The 11372-nt window shown below is 61.9% G+C and carries 10 protein-coding genes; 6 read left to right on the forward strand and 4 right to left on the reverse strand.

The annotated features are described in order from the left end of the window. Positions 1 to 61: 61 nt before the first annotated feature. Together ACLRDN_RS06680 and ACLRDN_RS06685 are read right to left on the reverse strand one after the other, a co-directional pair. A complete protein-coding gene (locus ACLRDN_RS06680) occupies positions 62 to 652 on the reverse strand; it encodes an IMPACT family protein (RefSeq protein ID WP_034338619.1) in 591 nt (196 codons plus the stop codon). Between the two features lie 13 nt (positions 653 to 665). After that, positions 666 to 1559, reverse strand: a complete 894-nt coding sequence (locus ACLRDN_RS06685) for a hypothetical protein (protein WP_413459508.1) — start codon at positions 1557 to 1559, stop codon at positions 666 to 668. Between the two features lie 156 nt (positions 1560 to 1715). Here ACLRDN_RS06685 and ACLRDN_RS06690 point away from each other — a divergent pair, with 156 nt between their 5' ends. Then, entirely contained in the window at positions 1716 to 2687 is a 972-nt protein-coding gene (locus ACLRDN_RS06690) for a patatin-like phospholipase family protein (protein ID WP_413459509.1), read from the forward strand. Positions 2688 to 2778: 91 nt separating this feature from the next. Here the strand turns inward: ACLRDN_RS06690 and ACLRDN_RS06695 are convergent, their stop codons facing one another. Beyond that, positions 2779 to 3381, reverse strand: a complete 603-nt coding sequence (locus ACLRDN_RS06695) for a C40 family peptidase (RefSeq protein ID WP_413459510.1) — start codon at positions 3379 to 3381, stop codon at positions 2779 to 2781. A 351-nt stretch (positions 3382 to 3732) separates the two neighbouring features. Here ACLRDN_RS06695 and ACLRDN_RS06700 point away from each other — a divergent pair, with 351 nt between their 5' ends. The 4 genes from ACLRDN_RS06700 (at position 3733) to greA (ending at position 9736) form a co-directional block, all read left to right on the forward strand. Then, positions 3733 to 4140: a GlcG/HbpS family heme-binding protein gene (locus ACLRDN_RS06700; RefSeq protein WP_034338629.1), complete on the forward strand. Its 408-nt coding sequence runs from the start codon at positions 3733 to 3735 to the stop codon at positions 4138 to 4140. A 322-nt stretch (positions 4141 to 4462) separates the two neighbouring features. Then, the gene (carA, locus tag ACLRDN_RS06705) at positions 4463 to 5626 is read left to right on the forward strand and encodes a glutamine-hydrolyzing carbamoyl-phosphate synthase small subunit (RefSeq protein WP_013233399.1); all 1164 of its coding nucleotides are present in this window, start codon (positions 4463 to 4465) and stop codon (positions 5624 to 5626) included. Next, positions 5619 to 8852 carry a carbamoyl-phosphate synthase large subunit gene (carB, locus tag ACLRDN_RS06710; protein ID WP_413459511.1) on the forward strand — a complete coding sequence of 1078 codons (3234 nt, stop codon included), beginning with the start codon at positions 5619 to 5621 and terminating at the stop codon, positions 8850 to 8852. Before carA ends, carB begins: the two co-directional genes overlap by 8 nt. A gap of 407 nt (positions 8853 to 9259) precedes the next feature. Then, positions 9260 to 9736, forward strand: coding sequence for a transcription elongation factor GreA (gene greA, locus ACLRDN_RS06715; protein ID WP_013233401.1), 477 nt, complete (start codon positions 9260 to 9262; stop codon positions 9734 to 9736). Between the two features lie 154 nt (positions 9737 to 9890). Here greA and yhbY read toward each other — a convergent pair whose 3' ends face one another. Further along, positions 9891 to 10349 carry a ribosome assembly RNA-binding protein YhbY gene (gene yhbY, locus ACLRDN_RS06720; protein ID WP_413459512.1) on the reverse strand — a complete coding sequence of 153 codons (459 nt, stop codon included), beginning with the start codon at positions 10347 to 10349 and terminating at the stop codon, positions 9891 to 9893. Between the two features lie 76 nt (positions 10350 to 10425). Between yhbY and ACLRDN_RS06725 the strand changes: the two genes are divergently transcribed. Further along, positions 10426 to 11073: an RlmE family RNA methyltransferase gene (locus ACLRDN_RS06725; protein WP_413459513.1), complete on the forward strand. Its 648-nt coding sequence runs from the start codon at positions 10426 to 10428 to the stop codon at positions 11071 to 11073. The last annotated feature ends 299 nt before the right edge of the window (positions 11074 to 11372 follow it).

Consider the following 11372-nt stretch of genomic DNA (forward strand, 5'->3'; position numbering starts at 1 on the left):
CGTCGTCGTGGCACCCAGTGTGACCCGCGACCGTTGAGGCGGCCCTGCGGGCGCGCATGGTTCAGATGATGCGCTTGATCTCGGCGTTCGAGGACAGCCGGCGGATCGCCTCCTCGGCCTGCGACAGCGCCGCTTCGGGCAAGCGCAGGTGAAGATGGGCCAGGGTGTCGTGGCGGCTGTCCAGCAATTCGTATTTCTGCTGGGCCAGCCAGTGGCGCAGCTGCGGTTCGGCTGAATAGACCACGCCGATCTCGATCTCGGCTTGTGCTACGCGTTCGGTGCGCTCGGTACTCTTGAGCGCAGTCGCAATCGCCTCGGTATAGGCGCGCACCAGGCCGCCTGCACCGAGTTTGACGCCCCCGTAGTAACGCACCACCATGGCCAGCACGCCATCGAGTTCATGATGGCGCAGCACTTCCAGCATCGGGCGTCCCGCAGTCCCTGAAGGTTCGCCGTCGTCGGACATGCCGGACTGGCCACCGGCCATCAATGCCCAGCAGACGTGGGTGGCGCTGCGATGGGCATCGCGCATTCTGGCGATTTCCTGCATGGCGGCTTCGCGGCCCGGGACCGGCGTGACGATGCCGATGAAGCGGCTCTTGCGGATCTCCAGTTCGATCTCGGCGCGCCGGGCGATGGTGAAGGTGGCCATGAGGGAGGGCGGTTCAGTCCTGCTGGGGAGCGGCGCCCTTGAGCAGGGCCAGCTCGGCGCGCAGCCCCTGGTTCTCTTCTGACAGGCGGCTCACGCGCGACTGCAGCGCGGCGATTTCGCGGCGCAGGGTGGCTGTGAGTTCGTTTTCCTGGCCCTCCACCAGCGGGATGGCGTTTTCCGTGATCGCCTCATCGGGCTTGGGTGCGCGCGGGGGGCGGGTGGCGGCTTTCTGTTCGCGTACCTTCTTGGCGGCTTCGCGCAATTCCTTCTTGCCCCCGGCCACGGCGCTGACCTGTGCCTCGCTGGGCAGGGTCGCCACGGCGGCTGCGGCATTGATGGAGATGGCGCCGCTGCGCACGGCCTCCACCAGTTCGGGCGCCGCCGTCTTGCGGATGCGGTCGATCTGGCCGATGGTGGCGCTGCTGATGCCGGCGGCGCGGGCGATGTCTTCGCGGGTCTTGATGCGGCCGGTGTTGTCGTCGGCGTGCCAGGGATCGTCACTGGTCGCAGGCGCATCGCTGGCAGCCGCGCCTTCGTTCTCTTCAGTGCTGGTGTTTTTCGCTGGCGTGGCCTCGGCCTTGGTGCGGGCGGCGATGATGTCGCGCTTGCGCAGGGCCAGCATGCCGCGCTGGAAGTCCGAGACGCTGCGGCGGCCGAGCTGGTTGTCGATCATCCAGAGCAGCACGTCTTCCAGCGAGCCGAAGCTGTCGTTCTGGATCGTCTTGAAAGGCAGGTCGTACTTGCTGCAGATTTCGTAACGGTTGTGACCATCGATGAGCACATCGCCCCACAGTACCAGCGCATCGCGGCAGCCTTCAGCCAGCAGGCTGCGTTCCAGCGCCGCGTATTCGTTGGGGGTGAGGGGATCGATGTACTGCTTGAGTTCTTCGTTGATGACGATATTCATGTGCCTGTGCTGCCTATGATGCCTATGATGCCTGGATGGGCTGGACCGGATCGTAAAGCCAGGGGCCGCATTCTACACCACCGCCCCTCGCAGCCGCCGGCCGGGCAGGGCGCTTGCAGTACAATGTCGGGCTTCGTCACTGCTTTCCCTCGCGTCATGCGCCTCTCCTCTCGCTTGATGGCTGCGGCCATCGCTTCGGTGTTCCTTCTTTCTGCCTGTGGTACCACCTCATTGCTGCCCGGCAGCGCGTCCAAGCCGGTCGAGGCCAGCGCTTCCACGCCTGCCGTCACGCCTGTCGCGCCCAGCGCCACGGCCGCACCCACTGCGCGCAAGATCAAGGTCGGCCTGGCATTGGGCGGCGGCGCAGCGCGCGGCTTTGCCCACATCGGCGTGATCAAGGCGCTGGAAGCCCAGGGCATCACCGTCGATGTGGTGGCCGGCACCAGCGCCGGCAGCCTGGTCGGGGCGCTCTACGCAGCCGGCAATGATGGCTTCGCCCTGCAGAAGCTGGCGCTGGCCATGGACGAGGCGGCCATCTCGGACTGGTCGGTGCCGCTCTTCTCCAAGGTCAGCGGCGTGCTCAAGGGCGAGGGTGTGCAGAACTACGTCAACAAGGCCGTGCACAACGTCCCCATCGAGAAATTCAAGATTCCCTTCGGCGCGGTGGCGACCGACCTGCGCACCGGCCAGCCCATCCTGTTCCAGCGTGGCAATGCCGGCACCGCCGTGCGGGCTTCCTCGGCCGTGCCGGGGGTGTTCCAGTCGGTCAGGATAGGCGACCACACCTATGTCGATGGCGGGCTGGTGTCGCCGGTGCCGGTGCGTTTCGCGCGGCAGATGGGGGCGGACTTCGTGATCGCCGTCAACATCTCGGCCAATCCGGAGGCGCAGGCAGCCTCCAGCAGCTCCATCGACGTGCTGCTGCAGACCTTCGCCATCATGGGCCAGACCATCAACCAGTATGAGTTGAAGAACGCCGACATCGTCCTGCAGCCGGGCCTGGGTTCGATGAAGGGCAGCGACTTCGCCAGCCGCAACGTGGCCATTCTGGCTGGCGAGCAGGCCGCCACCGCTGCCATGCCGGAAATCAAGCGCAAGCTCAAGCTCATGGCGACTGGCGGGAATTGACGGCTTGGCCGTTTTTGGCCGTGATATGAACGAAAAAAAAGGCCGCTGTCTCCAGCGGCCTTTTGCCATGCGGTCTGCACCGCGATGGTGATCATTTCTGCTCTTCTTCACCTGCGATGATGCGGCGTGCACCATTGAAGCGCTTCTTCCAGTAGGACTCGTCCATGCTCTCGATACGCACCTGGCCGCCGGCCGAGGGGGAGTGGATGAACTTGCCGTCGCCCAGGTAGATGCCCACGTGCGAGAAACCACGGCGCAGTGTGTTGTAGAAGACCAGGTCGCCCGGTTGCAGATTGTCGCTGCCGATCTTCTCGCCCACGCGGCTGATTTCCAGCGAGGTGCGCGGCAGGTCGGTGCCCCATGCTTCCTTGAAGACATAGCGCACCAGGCCGCTGCAATCGAGGCCCGTATCGGGCGAATTGCCACCGTAGCGGTAATTGATGCCCAGCATGGCCAGGGCTTGGGTCGCCAGTTCGGAAGCGCGGTTGGTGATGTCTTGCAGGCGGGCGATCGCAAGATTGGTCTTGCTGATCAGCAGCTGGGCTTGCGGGGAGGACGCTTGGGGAGGGGGAAGATCCTGCGCTGCCAGGGAAAGGTCAGCGGAGTAGGCCGATGCACTGATCCAGAGGCCGGCTGCGAGCGCGCACGCACGAGCGGTTTGTCGTCGGATTCGTTCAGATCGGCGTAGGGTCATCGGGATCCTCTCAAAATAGGATTGCGGGACTGTAAGGTAAATCTTACGGCTTGTCAAAAGCTGGATTCGTGCCAGCTTGTCAAACTGAAATCATTTATGGGGCAAAAGCAGGGTATTTGCCGGCTTCTCCCAGTAAGCGTTTTTCCTACACGGGGTAGGAAAATATTTCCGCTAAATGATTTACGTTTTTACGGAAAGTTTCCGTGATGCATGCAAAAACAAATCGGCAGGGCCGGCATGATGCAAAAATCTTCATCTATTGGTGAAGGATGAGTTGGCCGGGCGGGATGTCAAAAAAGATATTCTGGCCGTACAATCAGCGTTCAATTTTTTCTGCCTATCGGAGCAAACATGCAAACCAAACCGTTCCTGTCGCTGGACGACGTCAAGAAGATCGCTGCCGGCGCTGAAGCCGAAGCCCGTGCCAACAACTGGAACGTGGCCATTTCGGTGGTCGATGACGGTGGCCACCTGCTGTGGCTGCAGCGCATGGACGGCGCCGCCCCGATCTCCTCGCAGATCGCCCCGGCCAAGGCCCGCACCGCTGCCCTGGGCCGCCGCGAAAGCAAGATCTATGAAGACATGATCAACAACGGCCGCGTCTCCTTCCTGAGCGCCCCCGGCCTGGACGGCCTGCTCGAAGGCGGCGTGCCGGTCGTGGTTGAAGGCCATTACGTGGGCGCCGTCGGCGTTTCCGGCGTGAAGTCCTCGGAAGACGTGCAGATCGCCAAGGCCGGTATCGCTGCCCTGGGCCTGTAATTTCCCCTCGACGCCGGCGGCCTTGCCGGCCGGCGTTCCCGCCTTGCTTGCACCCCGTTGCGGTGCAATACCGGTGCGGTCCCGGTGCAATTTGCGCCAACTTTCGGCAATCGACGATTTGCCGGAGGGAGGCTTTTGCGCTATAATCGAGCGGTTTAGCCAATTTTATCCGCCGTAGCGCATACCCATTCCTCTTCCTCGTTCCCAACAGGCCCAGCCACGCTTCCGTACCGAATGAGTCGGGGTGTTCGCGCCGGTCAGTTTGGCGCGCAAAGGTCTACCGGTCATCCAGCCGCGGCGGTAACAATCTCAGGAGTTACCCTTGCTGCCTCTTCTTTCCGGTCCCGCGATTCCGGCCGTCCTCGCGCTCGCAGACGGGTCTGTCTTCCAAGGTTTTTCCATCGGCGCCGCAGGCAACACCACCGGTGAGGTCGTGTTCAATACCGCGATGACCGGCTACCAGGAAATCCTGACCGACCCCAGCTATAGCCGCCAGATCGTCACCCTCACTTATCCGCACATCGGCAACACGGGCGTGAACCGTGAAGACGTCGAAGCTTCGCAGATCCACGCCGCCGGTCTCATCATCAAGGACCTGCCGCGCCTGCTGTCGAACTTCCGCAGCCAGCAATCGCTGTCGGATTACCTCAAAGAAGGCAACATCGTCTCCATCGCCGGCATCGATACCCGCAAGCTGACCCGCATCCTGCGCGAGAAGGGTGCCCAGAACGGCGCCATCGTCGCCGGTGAAGCCGACATCGCTGCGGCGACCGCCAAGGCACTGGAACTGGCGCGCGCCTTCCCGGGCCTGGCCGGCATGGACCTGGCCAAGGTGGTTTCCACCCAGAAGGCCTACAACTGGACCGAGACCGAATGGCGCCTGGGCCGCGGCTATGGCCAGCAGATCACCCCGAAATTCCACGTGGTCGCCTTCGACTACGGCGTCAAGTACAACATCCTGCGCATGCTGGCCGAGCGCGGCTGCAAGGTAACCGTGCTGCCGGCGCAAGCCACCGCCGCCGAAGCGCTGGCCCTGAACCCGGACGGCATCTTCCTCTCCAACGGTCCTGGCGATCCGGAACCCTGTGATTACGCCATCGCCGCCTCCAAGGAACTGATCGAGCGCGGCATCCCGACCTTCGGCATCTGCCTGGGTCACCAGATCATGGCCCTGGCCTCGGGCGCCAAGACCCTCAAGATGAAGTTCGGCCACCACGGCGCCAACCACCCGGTGCAGGACCTGGATTCCAAGCAGGTGATGATCACCTCGCAGAACCACGGTTTCGCCGTGGACCAGGCGACTCTGCCGGCCAACTGCCGCGTGACCCACGTGTCGCTCTTCGATGGCTCGCTGCAAGGCTTCGAGCGCACCGACAAACCTGCTTTCTGCTTCCAGGGCCACCCCGAAGCATCCCCTGGACCGCATGACATCGCTCCCCTGTTCGACAAGTTCGTGGCGATGATGGAGAAGAAACAAAATGCCTAAGCGTACTGACATCAAAAGCATCCTGATCATTGGCGCTGGCCCGATCATCATCGGCCAGGCCTGCGAATTCGACTATTCCGGCGCCCAGGCCTGCAAGGCCCTGCGTGAAGAAGGTTTCAAGGTCATCCTGGTCAACAGCAACCCGGCCACCATCATGACCGACCCGGAAATGGCCGATGCCACCTACATCGAGCCGATCACCTGGCAAGCTGTCGAGCGCATCATCGCCAAGGAAAAGCCGGACGCCATCCTGCCGACCATGGGCGGCCAGACCGCGCTGAACTGCGCACTGGACCTGCACCGCAACGGCGTGCTGGACAAGTACAAGGTCGAACTGATCGGCGCCACTCCGGAAGCCATCGACAAGGCCGAGGACCGCTCCAAGTTCAAGCAAGCCATGACCAAGATCGGCCTGGGTTCGGCCCGTTCGGGCGTGTCGCACACGATGGAAGAATCGTGGGCAGTGCAAAAGACCATCGGCTTCCCGGTCATCATCCGTCCGTCCTTCACCATGGGCGGCACCGGCGGCGGTATCGCCTACAACGCCGAAGAATTCGAAACCATCTGCAAGCGCGGCCTGGAAGCTTCGCCGACCTCCGAACTGCTGATCGAGGAATCGCTGATCGGCTGGAAGGAATACGAAATGGAAGTGGTCCGCGACAAGGCGGACAACTGCATCATCGTCTGCTCCATCGAAAACCTGGATCCGATGGGCGTGCACACCGGTGACTCCATCACCGTCGCACCGGCCCAGACGCTGACCGACAAGGAATACCAGATCATGCGTAACGCCTCGCTGGCGGTGCTGCGTGAAATCGGTGTGGATACCGGCGGCTCCAACGTGCAGTTCTCGGTGAACCCGGCCGATGGCCGCATGATCGTCATCGAAATGAACCCGCGCGTTTCGCGTTCCTCGGCACTGGCCTCCAAGGCCACCGGTTTCCCGATCGCCAAGATCGCCGCCAAGCTGGCCGTGGGCTTCACCCTCGACGAACTGCGCAACGAGATCACCGGCGGCGCGACCCCGGCGTCCTTCGAGCCGTCCATCGACTACGTCGTGACCAAGATCCCGCGCTTCACCTTCGAGAAATTCCCGCAGGCCGACAAGCACCTGACCACCCAGATGAAGTCCGTCGGTGAAGTCATGGCCATCGGCCGCACCTTCCAGGAATCCTTCCAGAAAGCCCTGCGCGGCCTGGAAGTGGGCGTGGATGGCATGAACGAAAAGACCACCGACCGCGAGCTGATCGAGAAGGAACTGGGCGAACCCGGTCCGGACCGCATCTGGTACGTGGGCGACGCTTTTGCTCAAGGCTTCTCGCTGGAAGAAGTGCACGGCCTGACCCACATCGACCCGTGGTTCCTGTCGCAGATCAAGGAGATCGTCGACATCGAACTGTGGCTGGAAAAGGATGTGGCGCTGGAGTCGCTGGACAAGGCCACCCTGTTCCAGCTGAAGCAGAAGGGCTTCTCGGATCGCCGCCTGGCCAAGCTGCTGAAGACCACCGACACCGCCGTGCGCGAACAGCGCAAGAAGCTGGGTGTGCGTCCGGTCTTCAAGCGCGTCGATACCTGTGCGGGCGAGTTCTCCACCGATACCGCCTACATGTATTCGACCTATGACGAAGAGTGCGAATCCAACCCGACCGACAAGAAGAAGATCATGGTGCTGGGCGGTGGCCCGAACCGTATCGGCCAGGGTATCGAATTCGACTACTGCTGCGTGCATGCCGCGCTGGCCATGCGTGACGATGGTTACGAAACCATCATGGTCAACTGCAACCCGGAAACCGTCTCGACCGACTACGACACCTCCGACCGCCTGTACTTCGAGCCGGTGACGCTGGAAGACGTGCTGGAAATCGTCGACAAGGAAAAGCCGGTCGGCGTGATCGTCCAATACGGCGGCCAGACCCCGCTGAAGCTGGCGCTGGACCTGGAAGCCAATGGCGTGCCCATCGTCGGCACCTCGCCTGACATGATCGACGCTGCCGAAGACCGCGAGCGTTTCCAGAAACTGCTGCAGGACCTGGGCCTGCGCCAGCCGCCCAACCGTACCGCCCGTACCGAAGCCGACGCGCTGCAACTGGCGCAGGAAATCGGCTACCCGCTGGTGGTGCGCCCGTCCTACGTGCTGGGTGGCCGCGCCATGGAAATCGTCCACGAGCAGCGGGACCTGGAGCGCTACATGCGTGAAGCCGTCAAGGTTTCGCATGACTCTCCGGTGCTGCTGGACCGCTTCCTGAACGATGCCATCGAAGTGGACGTCGATTGCCTCTCCGACGGTGAACGTACCTTCATCGGCGGTGTGATGGAACACATCGAACAGGCTGGCGTGCACTCGGGTGACTCGGCTTGCTCGCTGCCGCCGTACTCGCTGTCCAAGGAAACGATTGAAGAACTGAAGCGCCAGACCGCACTGATGGCCAAGGGCCTGAACGTGGTCGGCCTGATGAACGTGCAGTTCGCCATTCAGCAAAGTGAAGTCGATGGCAAGACCGTCGATACCGTCTTCGTGCTGGAAGTGAACCCGCGTGCATCGCGTACCGTGCCCTTCGTCTCCAAGGCCACCGGCCTGCAGCTGGCCAAGATCGCCGCGCGTTGCATGGTCGGCCAGTCGCTGGACAGCCAGGGCATCAAGAACGAAGTCGTGCCGCCTTACTACAGCGTCAAGGAAGCCGTGTTCCCGTTCGTCAAGTTCCCGGGCGTGGACACCATCCTCGGCCCTGAAATGAAGTCCACCGGTGAAGTCATGGGCGTGGGCAAGACCTTCGGCGAAGCCTTCGTGAAGTCGCAGATGGGTGCGGGCGTGAAGCTGCCGAAGTCGGGCAAGGTGTTCCTGTCGGTGAAGAACAACGACAAGCCGCGTGCCGTGCAAGTGGCGCGCGACCTGGTCGCCCTGGGCTTCTCGATCGTTGCCACCAAGGGGACGGCGGCTGCCATCAGCGCAGCTGGCATCCCGGTGGCCACCGTCAACAAGGTGGTGGAAGGCCGTCCGCACATCGTGGACATGGTCAAGAACAACGAGATCGCCCTGGTGGTGAACACCGTTGAAGAAAAGCGCAACGCCATTGCCGACTCCGGAGCGATCCGTACCTCGGCCCTGGCCGCCCGCGTGACCACCTTCACCACCATCGCCGGTGCCGAAGCGGCAGTGGAAGGCATGCGCCATCTGGACGCGCTGGACGTCTACGATTTACAAGGCCTGCATAAAGCTATACACTAAACCCACAACACGTTACTTTTGCCGGCGTTAGTTTGATAGGCGCCGGCAGGCAAAGAGGGCATCTGAGCAATCGATGCCCTCTCTGACTTTTGGACGACACCCTGCGGCCACAACATGTTCAATGTTGCAGGGCAGATCCGTCCGGGGACGCTAAGGACATGACGCCATCGGGCCACATTCTTTTGGGCTTGCGCGTGGCGTCATGTCCTTAGCGGCTCTGAGTCAGAGCGCGTGTTGTTGAAGAGCTGACGGAATCCTGCAGCAACGGTCCGTTCACCAGCCAGACTGTTCCCGTAAAAACAACGCTTGTCCGCCAGGTTGGCGGCGCGGCTCTCTTTTTGCGTGTTCAGCTGCCGGCGGACCTTGGATGCGTCTTCCGTGTAACCCTAACCTTGAGCAAGAGACTTATGAGCACAGTTCCCCTTACCAAGCGTGGCGCCGAACTTCTGAAGGAAGAATTGCACCGTTTGAAAACCAAAGACCGTCCGGAAGTCATCAACGCGATCGCCGAAGCGCGTGCGCAGGGCGACTTGTCCGAAAACGCTGAATACGAGTCGGCCAAGGAGCGCCAGGCCTTCATCGAAGGCCGTATCGCTGACCTGGAAGGCAAGCTGGGCGCGGCCCAGATCGTCGACCCGGCCGAACTGAATGCCGAAGGCCGCGTGGTTTTTGCCTCCACCGTGGACCTGGAAAACCTGGACAGCGGCGAGAAGGTGACCTACCAGATCGTGGGCCTGGACGAAGCCGACATCAAGGAATCGAAGGTCTCGGTGACCTCGCCCATCGCCCGTGCCCTGATCGGCAAGAGCGCCGGTGACGTGGTGGCCGTGGAAGCACCGTCGGGCCTGAAGGAATATGAAATCCTGGAAGTGCGCTACGTCTGACGTAGCGCGCCGCATCCGTCCGGCCAACGCCTGACGGATGCGGCAATGATCCTGCCGCAACACCGACGCCGGAAATGAAAATGCCCGCATCAGCGGGCATTCTGTTTTGTGGGCTGCAGCAAGCTGCAGCCCGGTGCGACGGACGATCGAAGGATCAGCCGAGCGACTTCTTGGTGCTGCGCTGGCGCGGCTTGGCCTTCTTGACCAGGCCACCGGAGGTGATACGTTCATTGCCCTTGAGCATGACCTTGCTCACCGAAGGACGCTTGGTGGCGTGCGACTTGACGATGGTCACTTCGCGTAGGCCGCCCTTGGCACCGGCAGCGGCTTTCTTGCCTTCGTCCTTTTGCGGGCGATACAGCACCAGCAGCTTGCCGATGTGTTGTACCGGGGCCGCCTTGAGCTCGGCGCAGATGGTTTCATAAATCGCGATGCGCGCTTCGCGGTCGTCGCCGAAGACACGGACCTTGATGAGGCCGTGGGCGTTCAGGCTCTTGTCGATTTCCTTCATGACGGATTCGGTCAGGCCACTTTCGCCTACCATCACGACGGGGTTCAAGCCATGGGCCTGGGCGCGCAGTTCGCTGCGCTCGGCGGGAGTCAGATTCAACATGGGAGTGCGGGTTCGGGACGAGGTCTCGGCGAAGCCAAGTTGTCCCTCAATGAGATAAAACCAGTATTCTACGCGAATGGCAAAGAACAAACTGAACAAAAACTGGTTACACGACCATATCAACGACCCTTATGTGAAGTTGGCACAGAAGGAAGGCTATCGCGCGCGTGCCGCCTACAAGCTCAAGGAAATCGACGAGGAAGAGCGTCTCATCAAGCCCGGGCAGGTCATCGTCGACCTCGGCTGCACCCCCGGCAGCTGGTGCCAGTACGCCCGCAACAAGCTGGCCGGGGCCGAGGGCGGCGGCATCCACGGCACCATCATCGGCCTGGACATCCTGCCCATGGACCCGATTGCCGACGTGCACTACATCCAGGGCGACTTCCGCGAAGACGAACCGGTCCGCCAGCTCGAAGCCCTGCTGGATGGCCGCAAGGCCGACCTGGTGCTGTCGGACATGGCGCCCAACCTGTCAGGCGTGGCCATTGCCGATGCCGCACGGGTGGAGTACCTGATCGACCTGGCCATCGAATTTGCGCAGCTGCACATGAAACCTGGCGGCGCTTTATTGGTCAAGTGTTTCAACGGGACCGGCTACAACGAACTGGTGCACAAATTCCGGGCCGAATTCAAGACAGTGATGTCCAAGAAGCCCAAGGCCAGCCGCGACAAGTCTTCCGAAATCTTCCTGCTCGGGAAAATCCTTAAAAATCCTCGCAGCTAAATCGGTTAAAGTTGACACAGAGCGGTTTCGCTTTCCGCAATCTGGCGCAAAATCTGCTGGAAACCCGGCAATTTAGTGAATTTTCCTGCCTTGTTTTGCCTGATTTCAGCCTTATATCGATTTTTGTGAATCGTTAGTCTGGCTGAATCGCAGGCAAGAATTCTTCCCCGGCAGTTTCCATCCTGATGTTGGAATGGCAAGTAAATGGCGGCGGCCGCCGTGTGTGACGCGTGTTTGTGCGTTGCGCGGTGGCACAGCGGGGCAGGGCGAGGCCAGGCGGACGGCGGTTTTCCGTGTAA

Source organism: Herbaspirillum huttiense (assembly GCF_047300815.1).
Taxonomy (GTDB): domain Bacteria; phylum Pseudomonadota; class Gammaproteobacteria; order Burkholderiales; family Burkholderiaceae_D; genus Herbaspirillum; species Herbaspirillum huttiense_A.

Bases quoted from the DNA above. Each gene is read 5' to 3' on its own strand.
- ACLRDN_RS06680 (WP_034338619.1), bottom strand. From the start codon at position 652: ATGGCCACCTTCACCATCGCCCGGCGCGCCGAGATCGAACTGGAGATC.
- ACLRDN_RS06685 (WP_413459508.1), bottom strand. From the start codon at position 1,559: ATGAATATCGTCATCAACGAAGAACTCAAGCAGTACATCGATCCCCTC.
- ACLRDN_RS06690 (WP_413459509.1), top strand. From the start codon at position 1,716: ATGCGCCTCTCCTCTCGCTTGATGGCTGCGGCCATCGCTTCGGTGTTC.
- ACLRDN_RS06695 (WP_413459510.1), bottom strand. From the start codon at position 3,381: ATGACCCTACGCCGATCTGAACGAATCCGACGACAAACCGCTCGTGCG.
- ACLRDN_RS06700 (WP_034338629.1), top strand. From the start codon at position 3,733: ATGCAAACCAAACCGTTCCTGTCGCTGGACGACGTCAAGAAGATCGCT.
- carB (WP_413459511.1), top strand. From the start codon at position 5,619: ATGCCTAAGCGTACTGACATCAAAAGCATCCTGATCATTGGCGCTGGC.
- greA (WP_013233401.1), top strand. From the start codon at position 9,260: ATGAGCACAGTTCCCCTTACCAAGCGTGGCGCCGAACTTCTGAAGGAA.
- yhbY (WP_413459512.1), bottom strand. From the start codon at position 10,349: ATGTTGAATCTGACTCCCGCCGAGCGCAGCGAACTGCGCGCCCAGGCC.
- ACLRDN_RS06725 (WP_413459513.1), top strand. From the start codon at position 10,426: ATGGCAAAGAACAAACTGAACAAAAACTGGTTACACGACCATATCAAC.